The organism is Microbacterium sp. KSW4-4 (assembly GCF_023091185.1).
GTDB classification, from domain to species: Bacteria; Actinomycetota; Actinomycetes; order Actinomycetales; family Microbacteriaceae; genus Microbacterium; species Microbacterium paraoxydans.
In genome coordinates, this window is sequence record NZ_JAHWXJ010000001.1 from 1,535,717 (window position 1) to 1,557,150 (window position 21,434).

A 21,434-nucleotide genomic window follows, 5' to 3' on the forward strand; every position below is an offset into this window, starting at 1 on the left:
TCCTCTCAGTACACGACCGACGGCAGCTGAGCCGTCTCCTCATGGGGCTGTTCGTCGGTGTCGGGCCCCTTCTGGGCGGCCTTGACGATCAGCCGGACCTCGACCACGGCCAGCGCGGCGTAGATCGCGGTGAAGGCGATCAGCGAGATCAGGACCTCGAGTCCGCTCACGCCGGGCGAGACGCCGTCGCGGGTGGACATCAGACCGAACACGATCCAGGGCTGTCGACCCATCTCGGTGAACACCCAGCCCATGATGTTGGCGGCGAGCGCGAGCGGGAACGACCAGATCGCGACCTTCCACATCCACGGCGCGACCGGCTTGGTGGCCTTCTTGCGGGTGACCCAGAGGCCGGCGACGGCGACGAGGGCGGCGGCCATACCGAGGCCGATCATCCAGCGGAACGACCAGTAGGTGATCCACAGGACGGGGGCGAAGTCGGTGAGACCGGTGCTCGCATAGGTCTGGGCGTACTCGGCGTTCAGGTCGTTGATGCCGTGCACACAGGCGTCGAGCGTGTGGGTCGACAGCAGCGACAGCAGGTACGGCACCCGGATCGAGAACAGCTCCGAGCTGCCGTCCGGCGTGCCCAGCGTGAAGATGCTGAAGGAGGCGTCGGCGCCGCAGACGGTGTTGAACGTCGCCTCGGCGGCGGCCATCTTCATCGGCTGCGCGGCGTACATCGCGAGGCCCAGCTGGTCGCCGGTGAGCACGACGCCCGCGGTGGAGAAGATCATCGCCCAGAGGCCGAACTTCAGCGAGATGCGCATCGTGTCGAAGTGCTGCCCGCGCGCCAGGTGCCAGGCGGACACCGAGATGACGACACCGGCGGCGAACATGAGCGCGCCGAAGATGGTGTGCGGGAACGCGGCGAGGGCGACGGGGTTGGTCAGCAGCGCCCAGAAGTCGGTGAGCTCGGCGCGGTTGGTCACCTCGTTGTAGGTGTAGCCGACCGGGTTCTGCATGAACGCGTTGGCGGCGATGATGAAGTACGCCGACAGGATGCTGCCGATCGAGACGCACCAGATGGTGGCCAGGTGGATCTTCTGCGGGAGCTTGTCCCAGCCGAAAATCCAGAGGCCGATGAAGGTCGCCTCGAAGAAGAACGCCAGCAGGCCCTCGAAGGCGAGCGGGGCGCCGAAGACGTCGCCGACGAAGCGGGAGTAGTCCGACCAGTTCATGCCGAACTGGAACTCCTGCACGATGCCGGTGACGACGCCCATCGCGAAGTTGATGAGGAAGATCTTGCCGAAGAAGCGGGTGAGGTGCAGGTACTGCACCTTGCCGGTACGCACCCACGCCGTCTGGAAGATCGCGGCGACGAGCGCCATGCCGATCGTCAGCGGGACGAAGAGGTAGTGGTAGACGGTCGTCAGGCCGAACTGCCATCGGGCCAGGGCGAGCGGATCAAGCCATTCCATGAGCGACTCCCGTTCTGTTCGACGCCTGCGCGGCGGTGTCGCGCAGCTGCACGGTGCATTCGGAGGGCAGCGCGGCCTCGCGCACGCACTCGGCTTCGAGCGGACCCCCCGCTTCTGCAAGGATGCCCTGCATCAGCCCGAGGTGCACCTGGCACAGCATCGGGCGGTCCTCCGGCCGGCCGGCCGCGTGCGGGCACGGACTCAGATCGACGGTCAGACCGCGGTCGTCCACGACCGGCTCGAAGCCGCTCTCCTCCAGGTGCTCGACGAGCGCGTCGAGCTGGTAGGTGGCGTCCTTCCCCAGGGTGGTCCCGGTGCCGGGCAGGACGCTGCGGAGGAGGTCGCCGCGACGGGCGGCGGCCTTGGCCTTGTTCCGTGCGACCGGGCTGGAGGCGTCCGGGGCCCCCGTGGCCGCGCGGTACAGCGTGCGCGGGCGCCCCCGGGTGGTGCGGTGCTCAACGGTCGGGATGACGTAGCCGCCCTCGATGAGCCGCTGCAGGTGCTCCCGCACGGTGTTCGGGTGGAGGCCGGTGGCCTCGCACAGATCGCCGATCGCGAGTTCTCCGGAGGCACCGGAGTGCCCGGCCTCGAAGAGGAGGTGCAGGATGCGCACCCGGGAGTAGCTGGAGATCGGCCCGCAGACGGACCCGCCGTTGGACATGTCTCAATTATCGGCCGGGGCCGGTGGCCGTCGGGGGAACCGGGCCGTGAATAATCGCCTGGTCGATAGGGATGTCTGATGCCGCCGATAGCCTGAGGGCATGGCCACCCGGAAACCCGCTCCCCCCGCGTACGTCTGCACCGAGTGCGGGTGGACGACGGCGAAGTGGGTCGGTCGCTGCGGGGAGTGCCAGCAGTGGGGCACGGTCCAGGAGCAGGCCGCGCAGACCGGCATCCTCCGTCGCGTGAACGCGCTCGCTCCGACCGCCGACCGCGCGGCGCGACCGATCACGCAGATCACGACGCAGGATGCGCCGCGACGCACGAGCGGCGTCGGCGAGTTCGACCGGGTGCTCGGCGGCGGCATCGTGCCGGGTGCCGCGATCCTCCTCAGCGGAGAACCGGGCGTGGGCAAGTCGACCCTGCTGCTCGAAGTCGCCGCGCAGGCCGCGCGGAGCGGGCGTCGGGTGCTCTACGCGAGCGCCGAGGAGTCGCCGGCCCAGGTGCGCCTGCGGGCGGAGCGGACGGGCGCCCTGCACGATGAGCTCTACCTCGCGAGCGAGACCGACCTCGCCACCATCCTCGGCCACATCGACGAGGTGCAGCCGCAGCTCGTCATCGTCGACTCCGTGCAGACCGTGTCGTCGTCCCTCACCGACGGCGCTGCCGGTCAGCCCAGCCAGGTGCGGGAGGTCGCCGCGACCCTGATCCGGGTGGCGAAGGAGCGCGATCTGCCGATCGTCATCGTCGGGCACGTGACGAAAGACGGCCAGGTGGCGGGGCCTCGGGTGCTGGAGCACCTCGTCGACGTGGTGTGCCACTTCGAGGGCGACCGGCAGACCTCGCTGCGCTTCATCCGCGCGCTGAAGAACCGCTTCGGCCCCACCGACGAGGTCGGCTGCTTCGAGATGACCGGAGACGGCATCGCCGAGGTCCCCGACCCCTCCGGCCTCTTCCTGTCGCAGGGCGCCTCCGAGCCGGGGACCTGCGTGGCCATCTCCCTCGAGGGCCGTCGGGCCCTCCCCGTCGAGGTGCAGGCGCTCACCGTGCCGAGCAACGCCCCGAACCCGCGACGCATCGTGCACGGCCTCGACTCCTCGCGGGTGGCCATGGTGCTGGCGATCCTCGAGCGCCGGGCCGGCGTGCCCACCGGCAGCCTCGACGTCTACGTGTCCACGGTGGGCGGGGTGCGCTTCACGGAGCCCGCCGCCGATCTGGCCATCGCGATCGCCGTCGCCGGGTCCATCCAGATGATCTCGGTTCCGCGCACGGTCGCCGCCGTCGGCGAGCTCAGCCTCGCGGGCGAGGTGCGGCCGGTGACGCAGGCCGCGCAGCGGCGGTCCGAGGCTGCCCGGCTCGGCTACGAGCAGGTGGTCGACGACCGCTCGAAGACACTGCGCGCGGCGCTGGGCGACATCAGGGCACGCAACAACACCCGTCGGCCCGACCGCGACATCCCGCCGTTCTGAGCCGGACGGGCGTCCGGCTCAGGCGTCGAGCGCCTTGAGCAGCTCCACCGGGTCGGCCTGCATCGGGTGCGGTCCCGCGATGTCGAGGAACACGGTCGTGATCGGGTGCGCGGAGAGGAAGGCGCGCAGCCAGGCGGCGTCGTAGATGCCGACGCCGGGCGGCAGGTTCGCGGGCTTGTTCTTCGCGTCGCTGAAGAGCAGCAGAGCGAGGTCGCCCGAGTTCGGGTCCCGATAGGTCCACACCTCTCCGCTGTCGAGCGGGTTGTCGCGGGTTCCGGGCTTGATGAGCGGGACGACGGTGGTCCCGTGGCGCAACGCGAGGGCGACGGCCGCGACGTCCTGCTTCTCGAGGGCGAGCGCCAGAGCCTCCGACCGGAAGTCCTCGGGGGCGGGCTTCTTCTTCGCGCTCTTCGCGGACTTCGCCTTCTTCGCTGCCATGGTTCCAGCTTAGGCATCGGGGCGGCGCGGCGGCGCCGGAGAAAGATTGGGGCCCTCTCGAGTCCTCCATTGGGGACTGGGGTACTCGAGAGGGCCCTCGGACTCTCGAGCGGCGGTGTCGAAGCGCTGGGGACGCTGTGATTCGACGCCACTGGGGATGGCATGTTGCCGCATAGCGGGAGAGTCACCTCTATGGTATCCCAAAGACCGGGCCCCTGTCAGCACAAGCACCGGCCGCGGCTCTCAGAACAGGAGGATCTGGGTGGTGGTGACGCTGGGGAACCCGCCGATGGACACGCCCACGTGATACGAGGAGCCACCGCCGGGAGCGCGCTGCCGGTTCTCCTGCGCGCAGGTCTCGACGCTGGATCGGGTGCGATCCCAGACGACCGGCTCCTTGCTCACCACGGTGGACCCGGCGGTGAGCGTGGCGATCATGCTGCTCGGGTTCTCCTGGCAGTCGGTCGAACGCCACCACACGTCCGAGCCGCTGGAGACCGTGAAGACCTGGGTCGTGGAGCCCACGTCGATCGTGCAGTCCCTGGTGCCCTTGTTGGTCAGCGAGATGGAGAGCTTCGGCGTCGCGCCGTCGGCGTACGACTCCGCGTCCGTCACGGCCTTCACCTCGACGTCCTTCGCCTCGCACGCGACGACAGCCGGAGTGGCGTCGGCGGACGGCGAGGGGGCCGGGGAGGCAGAACCGGACGGCGTTGGTCCGGGAGAGGCGGAGGAGGTCGGTGCGGGTGCCGGCTCCTGCGCGCCCGTGGACGCCCACGGCCGGGCGATGAGGAGCCAGACGGACGCGCCGACGATCGCGAGGATGAGGATCAGCCCGAGCAGCACCGCCAGCCGCCGACGACGGTACACGGCGGCGGAGTGACGGGGCATGCCTCCAGGTTAAGCGATCCCCCTCCGCGAGCCTGGGAGGCGCGAGGCGGTGGTCCGGAGCTCAGAGCACCTTGAGCATGCGGGTGTTGCCGAGCGTGTTCGGCTTCACGTGCGCGAGGTCGAGGAACTCCTCGACGCCGGCGTCTCCGCTGCGCAGGAGCTGCGAGTACACGTCCGGATCGACGACCTGCTCCCCGATCGGGGTGAAGCCGCGACGCCCGAAGAAGTCGACCTCGAACGTGAGGCAGAACAGGCGGGTGAGCCCGAGCGACCGCGCGTTCTCCTCGAGTCGCTCGACGATGGCCCGCCCGACGCCGTGGTGCAGCCAGTCCTCGCGGACGAGCAGGGTGCGCACCTCACCGAGGTCCTCCCAGATCACGTGCAGGGCGCCGCAGCCGATCAGCTCGCCGTCGGCCTCGGCCACGACGAACTCCTGCACGGCGCCGTACAGCACGGCGAGGTCCTTGCCGAGCAGGATGCGCTGCTCCACCATCGGCTGGAGCAGGTTCCGGATGCTGACGATGTCGGCGCTGCGGGCCGGCCGGACGATGTACGCGCTCACCCGACCAGCCTAGGACCCGCCCCTCGCGACGACTCCCAGACGCGGCACAGCTTCGGAGATCCCGGCCGACACCCCGGCGCCAGAAAGCCTCGCCCCGCGTGTCGTCTCTCATCTCCGAAGTTGTGCCCACGAGGGCGGCGGAGCGGAGACGACGAAGGGGCGGATGCTGTCGCATCCGCCCCTTCGGGTGATCGTGTCGAGGATCAGTCGTTGCCGGTGATCGCCAGGTCGGGCGTGCCGGAGATCGCGCCGCCGCCGGTGTTGACGCCGACCGCGACCTTCTCGCCGCGCGGGCCGTGCTCGAACAGGAACTCCCCGTCCTTCGCGTCGACCTTCACGTGGTCACCCGAGTCGAGCTCGCCGTGCAGGATCTTCTCCGACAGACGGTCCTCGATCTCGTGCTGCATCGCGCGACGCAGCGGACGAGCACCCAGGGCCGGGTCGAAGCCGATCTCGATCAGGCGCTCCTTGGCGGACTGCGACAGCTCGATCGTCATGTCGCGGTCCAGCAGACGCTCGCCGAGGCGCTTCGTGAACAGGTCCACGATCTGCACCAGCTCGTCCTTGCTCAGCTGCGGGAAGACGATGATGTCGTCGACGCGGTTGAGGAACTCGGGCTTGAAGTGCCGCTTGAGCTCCTCGTTGACCTTGCCCTTCATCCGCTCGTAGCTCGTGGCGTTGTTGCCCTCGATCTGGAAGCCGACGGGGCCGCCGGCGATGTCGCGCGCACCGAGGTTCGTGGTCATGATGATGACCGTGTTCTTGAAGTCCACGATCCGACCCTGACCGTCGGTGAGGCGACCCTCTTCCAGGATCTGCAGCAGCGAGTTGAAGATGTCCGGGTGCGCCTTCTCGATCTCGTCGAAGAGGACCACGCTGAACGGCTTGCGGCGCACCTTCTCGGTGAGCTGGCCGCCCTCTTCGAAGCCGACGAACCCGGGAGGGGCACCGAACAGCCGCGAGACGGTGTGCTTCTCGCCGAACTCGCTCATGTCGAGCGAGATGAGCGCGGCCTCGTCATCGAAGAGGAACTCCGCGAGCGCCTTGGCCAGCTCCGTCTTTCCGACGCCCGTGGGGCCGGCGAAGATGAACGAGCCCGAGGGACGCTTCGGGTCCTTGAGGCCGGCACGCTGACGACGGATGGTCTTGGAGAGCGCCGCGATGGCCTCCTCCTGACCGATGACACGCTGGTGCAGCGCCTTCTCCATGAAGACGAGTCGGCTGGACTCCTCCTCCGTCAGCTTGAACACGGGGATGCCGGTCGCCTGGGCGAGCACCTCGGCGATCAGGCCCTCGTCGACGACCGCCTGGGTCGCGACGTCGCCCGCACGCCACTGCTTCTCGAGACGCAGACGCTCGGCGAGGAGGCTCTTCTCCTCGTCGCGCAGGGAGGCGGCCTTCTCGAAGTCCTGCTCCTCGGAGGCGATCTCCTTCTGCTCGCGCACGGCGGCGATCTTCTCGTCGAACTCGCGCAGCTCGGGCGGGCTGGACAGGATCGACAGACGCAGACGTGCGCCGGCCTCGTCGATCAGGTCGATGGCCTTGTCCGGGAGGAAGCGGTCGGAGACGTAGCGGTCGGCGAGGTTCGCCGCGGCCACGATCGCGCCGTCGGTGATCTGCACCTTGTGGTGCGCCTCGTAGCGGTCGCGCAGACCCTTGAGGATGTTGATCGCGTGCGGCAGCGTCGGCTCGTTCACCTGCACCGGCTGGAAGCGGCGCTCGAGCGCGGCGTCCTTCTCGAAGTGCTTGCGGTACTCGTCGAGCGTGGTGGCACCGATCGTCTGGAGCTCACCGCGGGCGAGCAGCGGCTTGAGGATGCTGGCCGCGTCGATCGCGCCCTCGGCGGCACCCGCACCCACGAGGGTGTGGATCTCGTCGATGAAGACGATGATGTCGCCGCGCGTGCGGATCTCCTTGGTGACCTTCTTCAGGCGCTCCTCGAAGTCACCGCGGTAGCGGGAACCGGCGATGAGCGAGCCGAGGTCGAGCGAGTAGAGCTGCTTGTCCTTCAGCGTCTCGGGCACATCGCCCTTGACGATCGCCTGGGCGAGACCCTCGACCACGGCGGTCTTGCCCACGCCGGGCTCGCCGATGAGGACGGGGTTGTTCTTGGAACGGCGGGAGAGGATCTGCATGACCCGCTCCGCCTCCTTCTCGCGCCCGATCACCGGGTCGAGCTTGTTGTCGCGCGCGGCCTGCGTGAGGTTGCGACCGAACTGGTCGAGCACCTGCGAGCCGCCCTGCGCACCCGAAGGGGTGTCGTTGGACTGCGCGCCGACGGACGCGGGCTCGCGGCCCGGAGCGCCGGAGAGCAGCTGGATGACCTGCTGGCGCACCTTGTTGAGGTCGGCGCCCAGCTTGACGAGCACCTGAGCGGCCACGCCCTCACCCTCGCGGATGAGGCCGAGGAGGATGTGCTCGGTGCCGATGTAGTTGTGACCGAGCTGCAGGGCCTCGCGGAGGCTCAGCTCGAGCACCTTCTTGGCGCGCGGCGTGAACGGGATGTGGCCGGTCGGCTGCTGCTGACCCTGGCCGATGATGTCCTGCACCTGCTCGCGCACGGCGTCGAGGGAGATGCCGAGCGACTCCAGCGCCTTGGCTGCGACGCCCTCGCCCTCGTGGATGAGGCCGAGCAGGATGTGCTCGGTGCCGATGTAGTTGTGGTTGAGCATCTTCGCCTCTTCTTGGGCGAGGACGACCACTCGACGGGCTCGGTCCGTGAATCTCTCGAACATGTTGACTCCTTATTCGCACGGGGCGAAGACGCATGAAGCGCTTGTACATCGAGAGTAACGACCAGAAATGGCGGGTATGCCCGTGTTCGCCGTGGGCATAGCGAGGCCTTGACGGGTTTATCGACAGTCGTTATGTTAACGAAAGTCGATAAACCCCGACTCTCAGGAGGAGCTCATGCTCGCCACGGAAAGACGCCCTTCGCTCGCCGACGGCATCGCGCTCGGGCTCATCGCCACCGGCGCCGTCAGCGTCGGGATCGGCGCCATCGTCGCCGTCGCCCAGGCCGCCGGTGCGCTGTTCTCTCCCTCGCCCACGGTCGCGATGCCGGTGCACGACGTCGACCTCTCCGCCCTCGACGGCGTGGCGGGGATCGAGGGCGCCGCCGTCGACTCCGCCCTCGTCACCCTCACCGCGCCGCCCACCGGCGCTCGCTGGCTGCTGCTGCTGGAGACGGCGCTCCCCGCGCTCGCCACGGTCGCGCTGTGCGCCGTGGTCTGGTGGCTGGGCGTGTCCCTCATCCGCTCCCGGCCGTTCCGCGCCTCCCTCGGGTGGATGTTCGCCGTCGCCGCCTGCCTGCTGATGGCGGGCACGCTGTTCGGGCAGCTCGCCGGTGGCATCGGCCGGGCCGAGATCGTGAAGGATCTGGCCGCGACCGACCCCGCGGTCGAGGACGTGCTGTGGACGCTGCTCGTGCAGTTCGACCTCGCACCGGTCGGGTGGGCCTTCGCGTTGGCCCTCGTGGCGGGCGTGTTCACGATCGGCCGCCGCCTGCAGCGTGACACGGAGGGGCTGGTCTGATGGCCGCCACCACCACCCGCTCCGAGCGGGCCGACGCGATCACCGTCATCCTCTATGCGGCGGCGGCGCTCGTGACCGTCGGCATCGCGACGGTGCTCCGCGTGGGCAGCACCTTCCGCGACGACGGGATCGCGTGGTCGCTCCCCATCGACGAGCAGCCGATCTCGGCGACCACCGACTCCGGGCAGATCTCGATCGAGGGCATCGCGCAGGAGGCGATGGTCTTCGCGACGGGGGTGAACGGCGTGTCGATCGCCGCCATCGTCGCTGCCATCGCGCTGTGGGCTCTGGCCGCCGTCGCCGTCATCGGCGCGGTCACGCTCGTCGCCTGGAACTTCCTCCGCGGACGGTTCTTCGTGGCGGGCAATGCGCGCGCCTTCGACGTGATCGGCTGGACACTGGTGCTCGCGCCGATGGCGATCGTGATGCTCGAGACGATGGGACGCAACGGCGTGACCGCGGCGCTCGGCCTCGGCGACGGGGAACCCGTGCACCCGATCGAGTTCTGGGCGATCGCGCCGATCTTCGCCACCGGGGTCACCGTCGGCCTCATCGCCGTCGCCTTCCGTCGCGGCATCCGGCTGCAACAGGAGAAGGTCGTGCTGGAGAAGGAGACGGAGGGACTGGTCTGATGATCTCGTTCGGTTCGGAGGCCGTCTGGCCGTCTCTGCTCAACATCGGGATCGCGCTCGCGGTCTGTGCGGCCGTCGTCGCCCTCGTCGTCTGGAACAGCCGCCGCCGTGGCAGCCGCACGGTCGCCCTCGACGCGGCGCTCACGCTGTCCGGATGGTGGATCACGCTCTCCGCGCTGGGGGCGGTGTCGTTCATCATCAAGGCGTTCGCGGTGGACTGGGCGGAGCTGCACGGCCGGACGATCGTCTTCCTCGACTGGCCCTCGAACCTCCCGTGCTCGGAGTACGGCGACAGCACGACGACCATGCTCACCTGCAGCGGCACGGAGCTGTCGGACTTCACGGTGGGCAACGCCTCGCTCGGGCTGCGCCTCCTCGCCGCGGCCGCGCAGCTCAGCACCCTCGCGCTCACGACGATCCCCGCGGTGATCCTCGCACTCATCTGCTTCCACACCCTCCGCGGCCGCGCGTTCTCCCGCACGGTGACCCGGGCCCTCGTCGGGGGTGCGATCGCGTTCGCGGTGCTGGGCGTACTCTCCGATCTCCTGAGCGGCATCGCCGCCACCACCGGACTGCGGGAGGCCCTGCCGGCGGACAGCACCTGGTATCCGCACACCTACTGGCTCACCGTCACGCCGCTGCCGTTCGCCGCGGCACTCGGCCTCCTCGCCCTCGCCGCGGTGTTCCGTCAGGGCATGCGCGTGGAGCAGGAGCGGGCCGCCCTGGAGCGCGAGACGGAGGGGCTGGTGTGAGCCCGGCGGAGAGCGACGACGAGTTCACCGGCATCCACTGCCGTCTGGACGAGCTGCTGGCCGCCCGCGGGATGACGCTGACGGAGCTGAGCGCCGCCGTCGGCGTCAGCATCGTGAACCTGTCCGTGCTGAAGAACGACCGCGCCCGCGCGATCCGCTACTCCACGCTGCGGGCCATCTGCGAGGCGCTCGACTGCGAGGTCGGCGACCTCCTCGTCCTCGCCGATCGCTGACCCCTGTCGACCCACCCCCTTCCGCGCGCCCCGGCCCCTTACGGACGCACGCAGGGGGCCGGAGCGCACGGAAGGGGGTGGCTCGGCGGGAGGGCGAGCATGGTCACGCACGGGAATGCAAGCCCCTTCTATGAGTCGGCTGTGAGTGGGTACCGTCGCCTCATGATCAGCACCCGCATCCCCTCGCGTCGCGGCCTCCGCCTCCTGGCGATCGTCCCGGCCGCTGCCCTCGCCTTCTCCCTCGCCGCCTGCGCGGGAGAGAGCCGCCCCTCGGTCGACGAGGTCGCCGACGGCATCCAGAAGGTCTTCGAGGGCACCCCGCAGGAGGAGGCCATGACCGACGACGCCGCCACCTGCCTGGCTGAAGCCCTGGTCGACTCCGACCTCAGCGACGAGACGCTCGGCTACATCGCCGACGGCGAGGACAAGCAGCGGGACGAGGCCGACAAGGCCCTCACGACCCAGATCATCCAGGACAACCTCCAGGACTGCGTCACGCCCTGAGGGCGGCACGCAGCGAAGGGTGACGGCCTGGGAGGGCGGCCGTCATCCTTCGTCATATCCGCCCAGGGAATTCTCAGGCTCTCCTAGCGTTGAGCCTCATGGCGTGCACCCGGCGCGCCGCGATTCTGGAGTCCCCACCTCAATGAGCACCACCGCACGCGCCCAGAAGGCGCCAGACACCCGCGGGCCGGTCCGGAAGCTGCTGACCTCGTTCGGCTTCCAGATCATCGCCGCCCTCGTCCTCGGCATCGCCGCCGGTCTGATCGGCCGCCAGCTCGGCGCCACGGCCGAGAACCCGACCGCCCTGTCGGCCACCCTCGACACGATCGGCAGCTCCTACGTGACGCTGCTCCGCGCGGCCGTCGTCCCGCTGATCTTCACCGCGATCGTCGCGAGCATCTCGAACCTCCGTCGCGTGCAGAACGCCGCCCGCCTCGCCGGGCAGACGATCCTCTGGTTCGCGATCACCGCCTTCATCGCGGTCATCATCGGCATCGTCCTCGGCCTCGTGATCCAGCCGGGCAGCCGCGCCGGCGAGGGCCTGGAGCCGGGCGAGCCGTACACCGTCGGCACCTGGTGGAACTTCCTCCTCGGCCTCATCCCGCAGAACTTCCTCGGCCTGACCGTCAGCACCTCCCCCGGAGCCACCGAGGGCGCGTTCACCTCGAGCGTCGGCTTCAACATCCTGCAGGTCATCGTGGTCGCGGCCGTCGTCGGCATCGCGGCACTCAAGGCCGGCAAGAAGGCGGAGCCGTTCCTCGTCTTCACCGAGTCCCTGCTCAAGGTCATCCAGCGCGTGCTGTGGTGGATCATCCGCATCGCCCCGCTCGGCACGTTCGGCCTCATCGGCTCCGCCGTCATCAAGTACGGCTGGGAGAAGCTGGCGTCGCTCGGCTGGTTCGCGGCCGCGGTCTACATCGGCCTCGCGCTCGTGCTGTTCGTCGTGTACCCGATCCTGGTGCGCACGCACGGCCTCTCCATCAAGCAGTACTTCTCGGGTGTGTGGCCGGCGGTGCAGCTCGCCTTCGTGAGCCGCTCCTCCATCGGCACGCTCCCCCTCACGGAGCGCGTGACCGAGCGCAACCTCGGTGTGCCCCGCTCCTACGCCTCGTTCGCCGTGCCGCTGGGCGCGACGACGAAGATGGACGGCTGCGCAGCGATCTACCCGGCCATCGCCGCGATCTTCGTCGCGCAGTTCTTCGGCATCGAGCTGAACTTCGTGCAGTACCTGCTGATCGTGATCGTCTCGGTCGTCGGTTCCGCCGCCACCGCGGGCACCACGGGCGCGGTCGTCATGCTCACGCTGACGCTGTCCACCCTGGGGCTCCCGCTCGAGGGCGTCGGTCTGCTGCTCGCGATCGACCCGATCCTCGACATGGGCCGCACGGCCGTGAACGTCGCCGGTCAGGCGCTCGTCCCCGCGATCGTCGCGAAGCGTGAAGGCATCCTGAACGAGGAGCTCTACAACGCACCTCGCGAGGGCCTGCCCTTCGCCGACGACTCCGGCGACGACACCCCCGAGGCCGACGCCGCCTCCACCCCGGAGCCCGCCGGGGCACGCTGACCCGGTCTCCTCAAGAGCGCCCCACTTCCTTCATCCAGGAGGTGGGGCGCTCTGCGTGTCCCCCTTCCCCTCCCCCGCCGACCCACCCCTTTGCGTGCGTCCCGGCCCTTTACGCACGGCCGGAAAGGGGTGGGTCGACCGGAAGGGGGTGGGTCAACAGGAGGGAGGGGTCAGTTGCGGCTCAGGGGGCGGGTCGCGCCGCGGGTGTCGAGTGCCAGTTCCTCGGCGTCCATCGCGGCAAGCAGCTCCCGCATGACCTCCTCGTCGAGCTCCCCGGCATCGCGCTCCGCGACGAGGATCTCCCGCCGCACCTGCAGCCATCCCTTGGTCAGTGCGACGAGGTCGTCGTAGGAGGGGCGGGCGACGGTGTCCTCGACCTGCTGTGCGTCGTCGGTGTCCTTCTCCACCCGGGTCATGCGCTTGGTGAAGGCATCGAACATGCCGAGGTCGACCTCGCCGTGCTTCTGCTCCCACTCCCGGCGCTTCTCGGCGAGGTACGCCTTGCCGGCCTCGCGGCTCTTGGCCTTGACCATCTCCAGCGCCGCGACGTCCTCCTCGTGCTCCTCGTCCCCCGCGATCTTCAGACGGCGGATGAGCAGCGGCAGTGTGAGCCCCTGCAGCAGGAGCGTGCCCACCGTGACGATGAAGGCGACGACGACGATGGCGTGCGCGGCCTCGGTGTCGAGCCCGGCCAGATCCGCGGCGGCCACCGCGATCGCCAGGGTCACCACGCCACGCATACCCGCCCAGGAGATGACGGCGTTGTCCTTCCACGTGAGCTGCAGGCCCGCCATGCGCTCCCGGACGATCTGCGTCCGCAGCTCATCCGTGCTCTGATCACGCCACCGCCGGGACCGCCGTCGCCGTTCGTCGAACTCCCCGGATGCGATGCCGCGATCCATGCGGGCGAGCCGGCGACGGTCCTGGAAGTTCGACCACGCGCTGATCGGGTAGATGTAGAGCGGCCGCACGACGAGCACCACGAGCAGCACGGCGCCGGAGAGCAGGAGGATGTGCCCCACCGACTCGCTGCCGAGATCGCTGAGCACCCGCGGGAACTGGAGGCCGATGTAGGCGAACACGAAGCTCTCCAGCAGCAGGTCGGCCGACAGCCACAGCGGCGCCTCCTGCTGCCGGGTCGTGTAGTCGGTGCGCGGGGCGTTGAAGCCGACGAACAGCCCCATGGCCACGACCGCGAGGACGCCGGAGCCGAGCAGGTGCTCCGCGATGTTGTACGCGCCGAACGGGGCGAGCAGACCGAAGGTGCCGATCACCACCGGGTCACCGATGCGCATGCGGAGCTGATGCAGGACGATCCCGAAGACGAGCCCGATGCCCACCCCCACACCGACGGCCAGGAGGAACTGCCCGATGCCATCCCAGATCGACACCGTCGCCCCGGCGAGGATGGCGGCGAACACCCGGTAGAGCGTGAGCGAGGTCGCGTCGTTGATGAGGCTCTCCCCGGACAGCACCGTCATGATGCGGCGGGGCAGACCGAGACGACGGCCGATCGCCGCCGCCGACACCGCATCCGGCGGGGCGACGATGGCTCCGAGCAGCAACGCGCCGGGCAGCGTGAGCGACGGCAGGATCCACCAGGCCACGAGTCCGACGGCGAACGCGGTGAGCAGCACCAGCCAGATCCCGAGACGGCGGATCTGCGGCAGGCTGCGCTTGAACCCGACGAAGGACACGTCGAGGGCGGCGGAATACAGCAGCGGAGGCAGCACGAGCCCGAGCAGCAGGTGCCCGTCGATCTCCAGCTCCGGCACGAACGGCAGGAACGAGGCGGCGAGCGCCACGACGGTCACGAGCAGCGGGGCCGGCCACCCCCGCGACCGCGCGACGGCCGCCACGGCGACAGCTCCGACGAGGACGTAGAAGATCCCGGCTTCCATGCGGAAAGCGTAGCGGCGTCGTCGGCGCCCCCTGTCCGCCGGGCGTCAGTCGCGGGCGGAGCGCACGCGCTCCGGCGCCTCCGCATCGAGAGCCTCCCGGAGGCCCGCGTTCTCATCCTGCAGGTCGAGGACCCGCGCGATCCCGGCGATGTTGATGCCGTCGCCGCGGAGCTCGGCCGCGCGGCGCAGGCGGGTGATGTCGTCGTCGCTGTACCGGCGCGTGCCGCCGTCGCTCCGGGCCGGCGCGAGGAGGCCCTTGCTCTCGAAGAGCCGGATCGTCGCCTCGGGCAGGTCGACGAGCTGCGCGGCCACGGCGATGCCGTAGAGCGGGGTGCGCGAGTCGCGTGCGGTCATGAATGTCCTCGTCTCCGGATCGGGGTTGCGAAGATTCCTGCGTGTGTTCTATAACAAATCTATACCTCAGGTGCAGATAATCTGCACAACACCTCAGCCCTTGCAGGGCCGCACGAAAGGAGACACCTCATGGCACTGACCTTCGATCCCTTCAGCCAGCTCGACCGCTTCGCCGCGAGCGTCCTGGACTCCGTGCGCGCGCCCCGGTCGATGCCGGTGGACCTGTACCGCGACGGGGACCGCTACATCCTGCACGCCGACCTCCCCGGCGCCGACCCCGGCTCCATCGACGTCGACCTGGACGGCGGGCAGCTCACGATCCGCGCCCAGCGCACGGCCGACACCCGCGAAGGCGTGCGGTGGCTCGCCCGCGAGCGCGGCGCCGGATCGTTCCTGCGGCAGTTCTCGCTCGGCGACGGAGTGGACCTCGACAACATCAGCGCCTCGTACGAGAGCGGTGTCCTGTCGGTCGTGATCCCCGTCAGCGAACGGGCGAAGCCGCGCAAGATCACTGTCGAGTCCGGCGAACAGCGCCAGGCGATCGACGCCTGATCACCCCGGGGCGGTGCTGCGGCACCGCCCCGGCCGCACTCCTCTCTTCTCACGGAAAGGACGAACCATGGCACTCTCCTCGACCCTCGACCGGTTCCTCGCCGACATGGAGTACCCGGCGACCCGCGACGACCTCCTGCGCGAAGCCGCGCGGGAGGGGCTGCCGACGGACGACCGCGCGGCGCTGCACGACCTGCCGGAGCAGAGCTTCAGCGCCGCCTGGCTCATCCGCTACCGTCTCGCCAGGAACGCGCTCGCGGACGCGCTCGCCCCCGCCTCGCGCCTCGCCGCGTAGGGAATGCCGGAGCGGCCGCCGAGGTTGCATCCGGAGATGAACGACGTCGCCCTCTCCGTCCTCGACCTCGTGCCGGTCCGCTCCGGCCAGACCAGTGCCGAGGCCATCACCGCCTCCCTCTCCCTCGCCGCGACCGCCGACCGGCTCGGCTATCGCCGGTACTGGTTCGCCGAGCACCACAACATGCCCGCGGTCGCGTCGACCACGCCTCCGGTCCTCATTGCGGCCGCCGCCACGCGCACGTCGCGCATCCGCCTCGGCTCCGGCGGCGTGATGCTGCCGAACCACGCGCCGCTGATCGTCGCCGAGCAGTTCGCCGCCCTCGAGGCCATCGCCCCCGGCCGCATCGACCTGGGCCTCGGCCGCGCGCCCGGCAGCGACCCCGTGATCACTCAGCTCCTCCGCGGGTCAGGGACCACCAGCGACGTGGAGCAGTTCCCCCGCCACGTGCAGGACATCGCGGCGCTCTTCACCACCGACGGCGCCACGGTGCGCTTCACCTCCGGCGGGGAGTACACCGTGCGGGCGACCCCCGCCGCGACCGGGGTGCCCGAGGTGTGGCTGCTGGGGTCGAGCGACTACTCCGCGCAGCTCGCCGCCTCCCTCGGCCTGCCGTACGTGTTCGCGAACCACTTCTCCGGACAGGGCCTGAAACGCGCCCTCGACCTCTACCGCACGAACTACCGTCCGAGCGAGGAGCACCCGGAGCCGCGGACCTTCCTCACCGTGAACGCCGTCGCCGCCCCGACGGCGGAGGAGGCCGAGGCCCGCGCCCTGCCGCAGCTGCGGATGATGGCGCGACTCCGACTCAACCAGCCGCTCGTCGCGCTGGAGACCGTCGAGCAGGCCCTCGCCGCGGAGCACGACGCCGCGACCGATCAGGTGGTCGAGGCCGCGCGGTCGCGGTGGTTCGTCGGCACCGGGGAGTCCGTCGCCGCCGAGGTGCGCTCGTTCGCGTCGACCTACGGGGTGGACGAGGTCATGCTCTCCCCCGTCGCCGGTGCCTACGACGCGGAGCCGAAGGACTCGGCCGCGGGGCGCGCTCAGACGCTGGAGCTCGTCGCGGGAGCGTGACCCGGCGCGAGCGCGGGCGCGTGCGCGTTCCGTCGCGGGCGCGTGCCGTCGCGGGCGCGTGCGCGTTCCGTGGCGGGATCACTAACGCTCCCCCACGCGACCCGGGCGGCACGCTTCTGATCCCGCGTCCGATCGGTCACTTGGTGCGGGATCGATAACGATCCCCGGCGCGCCTCCCGCAGCACCTTTCTGATCCCGCCGGCATGCGGGACGGAAAACGTGCCTTCGGTCACGATTGAAGGGCCACTTCTGATCCGGCGCGAGAGAGGCCCTCCGCCACAATCGCGGGTGCGCTCGAGTTGTCCACAAGAGCCGGGCGGAGGACGATCATCCGTCGGGACGCCGATCGTGCACGGACATCATGGACGGATGCGACACCGTGTGCCCCTCCCGCCCGACCTCGGCCCTCACTTCGCCGTCCGTGACGCCGCTGCCATCGGGGTCGGGCGGAAGAGGTACTCCAGCCGAGACCTCGCGCGGCCGTTCGCCGGGGTGCGGTCGGCGATTGAGCCCGCCACGTTCGACGATCGAGTCGCCGCGTACCTTCCACGCCTCCGTGATGGCCAGGCGTTCGCCGGACGCACGGCTCTCCGACTGTGGGGGCTTCCCACGTCCGTCCGGTGGTCGCCCGATGAGCCCCTCGACGTCGCCGTGCACACCGGGACCTCGCCACCCCGGACGATCGGCGTCCGCGGGCGCCGCATCGCCCCGGGGAGGGCAGACACGTGGCGCATCCACGGAGTGCCGACGGTCGATCCGGTCAGTGCGCTGTTCCTCTGCGCGCGGGAGTTCGTATCCATGCCGATGATCGTCGCGCTCGATGCCCTGCTCACCTCGTCCGACGCCTATCCGGGACTGCGGACGGGTCGGCCCGTCGCCACCACCGAGAGCATCGACCGACAGCTGACGCGATGGGGGCGGTTCCCCGGGTGCGGTCGCATACGCGATGCGCTGCCTCTCGCGCGCCCGGGCGTCGAATCGCCGAAAGAGACCGAGACGCGTCTGCTCCTCCGCAGCTTCGGCCTCCCGGAGCCCGCGATCCAGCACGTCGTCTCCGTGGACGGCCGCTTCCTCGCCCGGGTCGACCTCGCCTACCCCGAATGCCGCATCGCCATCGAGTACGAGGGCGATGGCCATCGGACGGACCGTGATCAATGGCGGATCGACATTCGGCGTCAGCGCGACCTCGAAGATCACGGATGGCTCGTGATCCGCGTCACCGAGCTCGATCTGCGCGACGGTGGCGCCGCCCTCGCCGCCCGTGTGCATCGCGCACTCACGGTTCGCCACGGCATCCGGGGATGAGGCGTGCTCACGGGTGGGCGTTCGGTCCTCTCCGCGATGAGGGGGCTGGCTCCGGATGTCACGGAGGCGTAGCCTCGGCGGCAGAGAGAGGGGTTCGACGATGAGCACCAAGACACTCGCACTCTGGGTCGCGTACGGGACGAACGGTGTGGTGGGAAGCATCCGCCACGATGAGAGCGGCTATGTGGTGACCATGGCGGGGGCGGATGCGGCGGCCGGAACCTATCCCAGCCTCGCCTCCGCGAAGGGCGCCCTGCACGCCCGTATGCTGCCGGGGAGCGCCTGGCCGCGATTCCAGGAGCACTGACCCGCTCCTCGTCGTGCGGGATCGAAACAGTGCCTCCCGAGCCGGTACGAGGTGCACTTCTGATCCCGCGAGACCTGCTGCGGTGGGAGATCGCGGCGGCGGGGCGCGCGTGCGGCGAACGCGCGTTATCGATCCCGCCAACCGGGAGGCACGCGCGTGCGGGCGGGTCAGGACTCGGGTTCGCCGGAGAGGATGCCGCGGAGCCAGTCGCGGGCCTCGATGAAGACCTCGTCGGAGTAGCGGTCGGGATACTGCACGATCTGCCGGTCGGCGCGCGGGTAAGACCCGAGGAACACCACGCGGGGGCTGAAGCGGCGGATCCCGAGCAGGGCGTCGGCCATCCGCTCGTGCTCGATGTGACCGTCCGCGTCGATCACGAACCGGTACCGGCCGAGTTCGTCGCCGATGGGCCGGGACTCGATGAGAGAGAGGTTGATGCCGCGCGTCGAGAACTGCTCCAGCATCTCGAGGAGCGAACCAGGGTGGTCGTGCGGGAGCTCGACGATCAGCGAGGTCTTGTCGGCACCGGTCGGCGCAGGCGAACGCGTGGTGCGGGTGACGAGGACGAACCGGGTCACGGCCGCCGCGTTGTCGCCGATGCCCTCGGCGAGCACGTCAACGTCGTAGTGCTGCACGATGCCGGGAGCGGCGATCGCGGCCTGTGCGGGCGAGGTGCCGTCGAGGACGCCGATGGCCGACGCCACGTTGCTCGCCGCCGGCACATGTGAGTGGGTCGGGAGGTGTTCGCCGAGCCAGCCGTGGCACTGCGCGTAGGCGACGGGGTGCGCGGCGATGACCTCGACCTGGTCGAGAGTGGTGCCGCGCGGCGCGACGAGGACGAAGTTCACCCGCACCAGGTACTCGCCGATGATCCGGAGCCCCGGCAGCGTCGCCAGTGCGTCCTGGGTGGTGGAGACCCCGCCCTCGATGGAGTTCTCGATCGCGATCATGGCTGCGTCGCTGCGTCCTTCGAGGACGTCCGCGAGCGCCTCGCCCACGTTGTGCACCGGTCGCCAGTCCTGCCCCCTGGCTTCGGCCACCTGGTCGAGCGCCGCCTCCGTGAAGGTTCCGGCCGGTCCGAGGTAGCTGTAGGTGCGGCGTGCAGTCACGGCGTTCAGCCTATCCCTCGGTGACTCATCGCGATCCCGCATGTCAAGGCGGATGCGAGCATCCGCCTCACGAGGCAGACTGAGAGCATGAGCAGCCGTGCCGGCCTCCCCGCGGAGGAAAGTGACCTGATCGACGTCGACGAGCTGATCGCCGCCTACTACGACCGCGTGCCGAATCCGGATGTCGCGAGCGAGCGGGTCGTGTTCGGCACCAGCGGGCACCGCGGCTCGTCGCTCACGAAGAGCTTCAACGAGAACCACATCCTCGCCACGACGCAGGCCATCGTCGACTACCGCGCAGCGCAGGGCATCACCGGTCCGCTCTTCCTCGGGCGCGACACTCACGCGCTGTCCCTCCCGGCGGAGCGCAGCGCCATCGAGGTCCTGCTCGCGAACGGGGTGGACGTACGCGTCGACGCCCGGGATTCCTGGGTACCGACCCCCGCGCTGAGCCACGCGATCCTCACCTATAACCGCGACCGCGCCGCCGACGACCCAGGTCGCGCAGACGGCATCGTCGTGACCCCCTCGCACAACCCGCCTCGCGACGGCGGCTTCAAGTACAACCCGCCCCACGGCGGTCCCGCCGACACCGATGCGACCGGCTGGATCGCCGACCGCGCCAACCAGCTCATCGCCGACGGCCTGACCGAGGTGCGCCGCGAGCGCTTCGCCGACGTGGACTGGGACGCGATCACCGGATACGACTTCCGCGACGCCTATGTGCGCGACCTCCCGTCGATCATCGACATCGAGGCGATCCGCCGCGCCGGCGTGCGTATCGGCGCGGACCCGCTGGGTGGCGCCTCGGTGGAGTACTGGTCGCTGATCGCCGAGATGCACGACCTCGATCTCACGGTCGTCAACCCCGAGGTCGACCCCACCTGGCGCTTCATGACCCTGGACTGGGACGAGAAGATCCGGATGGACCCGTCGTCCCCGTCGGCCATGGCATCGCTCGTGGCGAAGAAGGGCGACTACGACATCCTCACCGGGAACGACGCTGACGCGGACCGGCACGGAATCGTCACCCCCGACGCCGGGCTCATGAACCCGAACCACTTCCTCGCCGTCGCCATCGACTACCTCTTCTCGCACCGGGAGCACTGGCCGCGTGAGGCCGCGGTCGGCAAGACGCTGGTGTCGTCGATGATCATCGACCGCGTGGCCGAGTCGCTCGGGCGGCGTCTGCTCGAGGTTCCGGTCGGCTTCAAGTGGTTCGTGCCCGGACTGCTCGACGGCTCCGTGGCGTTCGGTGGCGAGGAGTCGGCGGGGGCCTCGTTCCTCCGACACGACGGCTCCGTGTGGTCGACCGACAAGGACGGCATCCTTCTCTGCCTGCTGGCGGCCGAGATCCTCGCGGTGACCGGCAAGACCCCGTCGCAGCGCTACGCCGAACTGGAGGACGCCTTCGGCGCCTCCGCCTATCAGCGCGTCGACGCCCCCGCGACCCCCGAGCAGAAGGCTACGCTCGGCAAGCTCGCCCCGGAGTCGGTGACCGCGACCACCCTCGCCGGCGAGGACATCATCGCGAAGCTCTCGCACGCCCCCGGCAACGGTGCGGCGATCGGCGGACTCAAGGTGCAGACTCCGCACGCCTGGTTCGCCGCGCGGCCGTCCGGAACCGAAGACGTCTACAAGCTCTACGCCGAGAGCCTGCGGGGCCCGGAGCATCTCGCTGAGGTGCAGGCCGAGGCCCGCGCCGTCGTATCCGCCGCCCTCGGCGACTGATCCCCCCTCCCTCGGCGCCGCCTCCCGGGCGTGCTGCGGGATCGAAATCGCTCCCCTCGGTCGCCGCCGGGGGAGTTTTCGATCTCACCCTGCGGCTCGGAACGGACGAGCCCGCGGCGGGATCAAAAACGGGCCCACCAGAGATCGGG

Annotated in this window: 22 protein-coding genes; 13 read left to right on the forward strand and 9 right to left on the reverse strand. The window is 69.9% G+C overall.

The annotated features are described in order from the left end of the window. Window positions 1-5 precede the first annotated feature (5 nt). Both KZC57_RS07735 and KZC57_RS07740 read right to left on the reverse strand, forming a co-directional pair. Entirely contained in the window at window positions 6-1,421 is a 1,416-nt protein-coding gene (locus KZC57_RS07735) for a cytochrome ubiquinol oxidase subunit I (protein ID WP_060922498.1), read from the reverse strand. Further along, window positions 1,408-2,082: a metalloregulator ArsR/SmtB family transcription factor gene (locus tag KZC57_RS07740; RefSeq protein WP_060922497.1), complete on the reverse strand. Its 675-nt coding sequence runs from the start codon at window positions 2,080-2,082 to the stop codon at window positions 1,408-1,410. Before KZC57_RS07740 ends, KZC57_RS07735 begins: the two co-directional genes overlap by 14 nt. A gap of 100 nt (window positions 2,083-2,182) precedes the next feature. Between KZC57_RS07740 and radA the strand changes: the two genes are divergently transcribed. Further along, a complete protein-coding gene (gene radA / locus KZC57_RS07745; protein WP_060922496.1) occupies window positions 2,183-3,550 on the forward strand; it encodes a DNA repair protein RadA in 1,368 nt (455 codons plus the stop codon). A gap of 18 nt (window positions 3,551-3,568) precedes the next feature. On the opposite strand, the gene KZC57_RS07750 is transcribed toward radA, so the two are convergent. The 4 genes from KZC57_RS07750 to KZC57_RS07765 form a co-directional block, all read right to left on the reverse strand. Next, window positions 3,569-3,988, reverse strand: a complete 420-nt coding sequence (locus tag KZC57_RS07750; RefSeq protein WP_247641416.1) for a dehydrogenase — start codon at window positions 3,986-3,988, stop codon at window positions 3,569-3,571. Window positions 3,989-4,231: 243 nt separating this feature from the next. Then, window positions 4,232-4,876, reverse strand: a complete 645-nt coding sequence (locus KZC57_RS07755; protein ID WP_247641417.1) for a hypothetical protein — start codon at window positions 4,874-4,876, stop codon at window positions 4,232-4,234. Between the two features lie 61 nt (window positions 4,877-4,937). Further along, window positions 4,938-5,438: an amino-acid N-acetyltransferase gene (locus KZC57_RS07760; protein ID WP_217584545.1), complete on the reverse strand. Its 501-nt coding sequence runs from the start codon at window positions 5,436-5,438 to the stop codon at window positions 4,938-4,940. A gap of 203 nt (window positions 5,439-5,641) precedes the next feature. Continuing rightward, window positions 5,642-8,173, reverse strand: a complete 2,532-nt coding sequence (locus KZC57_RS07765) for an ATP-dependent Clp protease ATP-binding subunit (RefSeq protein ID WP_025105479.1) — start codon at window positions 8,171-8,173, stop codon at window positions 5,642-5,644. 175 nt (window positions 8,174-8,348) lie between these two features. Between KZC57_RS07765 and KZC57_RS07770 the strand changes: the two genes are divergently transcribed. The 6 genes from KZC57_RS07770 to KZC57_RS07795 all read left to right on the forward strand — a co-directional run bounded on the left by KZC57_RS07770 (window position 8,349) and on the right by KZC57_RS07795 (window position 12,657). After that, window positions 8,349-8,972, forward strand: coding sequence for a hypothetical protein (locus tag KZC57_RS07770; RefSeq protein ID WP_060922492.1), 624 nt, complete (start codon window positions 8,349-8,351; stop codon window positions 8,970-8,972). Continuing rightward, window positions 8,972-9,604, forward strand: coding sequence for a hypothetical protein (locus KZC57_RS07775; protein WP_060922491.1), 633 nt, complete (start codon window positions 8,972-8,974; stop codon window positions 9,602-9,604). The genes KZC57_RS07770 and KZC57_RS07775 overlap by 1 nt, the downstream gene beginning before the upstream one ends. After that, a complete protein-coding gene (locus KZC57_RS07780) occupies window positions 9,604-10,356 on the forward strand; it encodes a hypothetical protein (protein WP_144882040.1) in 753 nt (250 codons plus the stop codon). Before KZC57_RS07775 ends, KZC57_RS07780 begins: the two co-directional genes overlap by 1 nt. Further along, the gene (locus KZC57_RS07785; RefSeq protein WP_060922489.1) at window positions 10,353-10,589 is read left to right on the forward strand and encodes a helix-turn-helix transcriptional regulator; all 237 of its coding nucleotides are present in this window, start codon (window positions 10,353-10,355) and stop codon (window positions 10,587-10,589) included. Before KZC57_RS07780 ends, KZC57_RS07785 begins: the two co-directional genes overlap by 4 nt. Window positions 10,590-10,751: 162 nt before the next feature. After that, entirely contained in the window at window positions 10,752-11,093 is a 342-nt protein-coding gene (locus KZC57_RS07790) for a hypothetical protein (RefSeq protein ID WP_025105474.1), read from the forward strand. A 142-nt stretch (window positions 11,094-11,235) separates the two neighbouring features. After that, entirely contained in the window at window positions 11,236-12,657 is a 1,422-nt protein-coding gene (locus KZC57_RS07795; RefSeq protein ID WP_174521436.1) for a dicarboxylate/amino acid:cation symporter, read from the forward strand. A 170-nt stretch (window positions 12,658-12,827) separates the two neighbouring features. On the opposite strand, the gene KZC57_RS07800 is transcribed toward KZC57_RS07795, so the two are convergent. Beyond that, window positions 12,828-14,558, reverse strand: coding sequence for a sodium:proton antiporter (locus tag KZC57_RS07800; protein ID WP_247641418.1), 1,731 nt, complete (start codon window positions 14,556-14,558; stop codon window positions 12,828-12,830). A 45-nt stretch (window positions 14,559-14,603) separates the two neighbouring features. Further along, a complete protein-coding gene (locus KZC57_RS07805; protein WP_060922487.1) occupies window positions 14,604-14,912 on the reverse strand; it encodes a MerR family transcriptional regulator in 309 nt (102 codons plus the stop codon). Window positions 14,913-15,041: 129 nt separating this feature from the next. On the opposite strand from KZC57_RS07805, the gene KZC57_RS07810 reads away from it, so the two are divergent. The 5 genes from KZC57_RS07810 to KZC57_RS07830 all read left to right on the forward strand — a co-directional run bounded on the left by KZC57_RS07810 (window position 15,042) and on the right by KZC57_RS07830 (window position 18,445). Next, the gene (locus KZC57_RS07810; RefSeq protein ID WP_060922486.1) at window positions 15,042-15,464 is read left to right on the forward strand and encodes an Hsp20/alpha crystallin family protein; all 423 of its coding nucleotides are present in this window, start codon (window positions 15,042-15,044) and stop codon (window positions 15,462-15,464) included. A 67-nt stretch (window positions 15,465-15,531) separates the two neighbouring features. Further along, window positions 15,532-15,759, forward strand: coding sequence for a DUF2795 domain-containing protein (locus KZC57_RS07815; protein WP_217584549.1), 228 nt, complete (start codon window positions 15,532-15,534; stop codon window positions 15,757-15,759). A gap of 36 nt (window positions 15,760-15,795) precedes the next feature. Next, window positions 15,796-16,833, forward strand: a complete 1,038-nt coding sequence (locus tag KZC57_RS07820; RefSeq protein WP_247641419.1) for an LLM class flavin-dependent oxidoreductase — start codon at window positions 15,796-15,798, stop codon at window positions 16,831-16,833. Between the two features lie 369 nt (window positions 16,834-17,202). After that, the gene (locus tag KZC57_RS07825) at window positions 17,203-18,138 is read left to right on the forward strand and encodes an endonuclease domain-containing protein (protein ID WP_247641420.1); all 936 of its coding nucleotides are present in this window, start codon (window positions 17,203-17,205) and stop codon (window positions 18,136-18,138) included. A 100-nt stretch (window positions 18,139-18,238) separates the two neighbouring features. After that, entirely contained in the window at window positions 18,239-18,445 is a 207-nt protein-coding gene (locus KZC57_RS07830) for a methyltransferase (protein ID WP_105950464.1), read from the forward strand. A gap of 167 nt (window positions 18,446-18,612) precedes the next feature. Here the strand turns inward: KZC57_RS07830 and pheA are convergent, their stop codons facing one another. Continuing rightward, window positions 18,613-19,596, reverse strand: coding sequence for a prephenate dehydratase (gene pheA / locus KZC57_RS07835; protein ID WP_060923520.1), 984 nt, complete (start codon window positions 19,594-19,596; stop codon window positions 18,613-18,615). A gap of 45 nt (window positions 19,597-19,641) precedes the next feature. Between pheA and pgm the strand changes: the two genes are divergently transcribed. Then, complete coding sequence (gene pgm, locus KZC57_RS07840; protein WP_217584552.1) at window positions 19,642-21,285, forward strand: phosphoglucomutase (alpha-D-glucose-1,6-bisphosphate-dependent); 1,644 nt, start codon at window positions 19,642-19,644, stop codon at window positions 21,283-21,285. The last annotated feature ends 149 nt before the right edge of the window (window positions 21,286-21,434 follow it).

Coding starts and splice junctions, on each gene's coding strand:
- KZC57_RS07735 (WP_060922498.1), bottom strand. CDS start 1,421: ATGGAATGGCTTGATCCGCTCGCCCTGGCCCGATGGCAGTTCGGCCTG.
- KZC57_RS07740 (WP_060922497.1), bottom strand. CDS start 2,082: ATGTCCAACGGCGGGTCCGTCTGCGGGCCGATCTCCAGCTACTCCCGG.
- radA (WP_060922496.1), top strand. CDS start 2,183: ATGGCCACCCGGAAACCCGCTCCCCCCGCGTACGTCTGCACCGAGTGC.
- KZC57_RS07750 (WP_247641416.1), bottom strand. CDS start 3,988: ATGGCAGCGAAGAAGGCGAAGTCCGCGAAGAGCGCGAAGAAGAAGCCC.
- KZC57_RS07755 (WP_247641417.1), bottom strand. CDS start 4,876: ATGCCCCGTCACTCCGCCGCCGTGTACCGTCGTCGGCGGCTGGCGGTG.
- KZC57_RS07765 (WP_025105479.1), bottom strand. CDS start 8,173: ATGTTCGAGAGATTCACGGACCGAGCCCGTCGAGTGGTCGTCCTCGCC.
- KZC57_RS07770 (WP_060922492.1), top strand. CDS start 8,349: ATGCTCGCCACGGAAAGACGCCCTTCGCTCGCCGACGGCATCGCGCTC.
- KZC57_RS07775 (WP_060922491.1), top strand. CDS start 8,972: ATGGCCGCCACCACCACCCGCTCCGAGCGGGCCGACGCGATCACCGTC.
- KZC57_RS07780 (WP_144882040.1), top strand. CDS start 9,604: ATGATCTCGTTCGGTTCGGAGGCCGTCTGGCCGTCTCTGCTCAACATC.
- KZC57_RS07790 (WP_025105474.1), top strand. CDS start 10,752: ATGATCAGCACCCGCATCCCCTCGCGTCGCGGCCTCCGCCTCCTGGCG.
- KZC57_RS07795 (WP_174521436.1), top strand. CDS start 11,236: ATGAGCACCACCGCACGCGCCCAGAAGGCGCCAGACACCCGCGGGCCG.
- KZC57_RS07800 (WP_247641418.1), bottom strand. CDS start 14,558: ATGGAAGCCGGGATCTTCTACGTCCTCGTCGGAGCTGTCGCCGTGGCG.
- KZC57_RS07805 (WP_060922487.1), bottom strand. CDS start 14,912: ATGACCGCACGCGACTCGCGCACCCCGCTCTACGGCATCGCCGTGGCC.
- KZC57_RS07810 (WP_060922486.1), top strand. CDS start 15,042: ATGGCACTGACCTTCGATCCCTTCAGCCAGCTCGACCGCTTCGCCGCG.
- KZC57_RS07815 (WP_217584549.1), top strand. CDS start 15,532: ATGGCACTCTCCTCGACCCTCGACCGGTTCCTCGCCGACATGGAGTAC.
- KZC57_RS07820 (WP_247641419.1), top strand. CDS start 15,796: ATGAACGACGTCGCCCTCTCCGTCCTCGACCTCGTGCCGGTCCGCTCC.
- KZC57_RS07825 (WP_247641420.1), top strand. CDS start 17,203: ATGCGACACCGTGTGCCCCTCCCGCCCGACCTCGGCCCTCACTTCGCC.
- KZC57_RS07830 (WP_105950464.1), top strand. CDS start 18,239: ATGAGCACCAAGACACTCGCACTCTGGGTCGCGTACGGGACGAACGGT.
- pheA (WP_060923520.1), bottom strand. CDS start 19,596: ATGCGGGATCGCGATGAGTCACCGAGGGATAGGCTGAACGCCGTGACT.
- pgm (WP_217584552.1), top strand. CDS start 19,642: ATGAGCAGCCGTGCCGGCCTCCCCGCGGAGGAAAGTGACCTGATCGAC.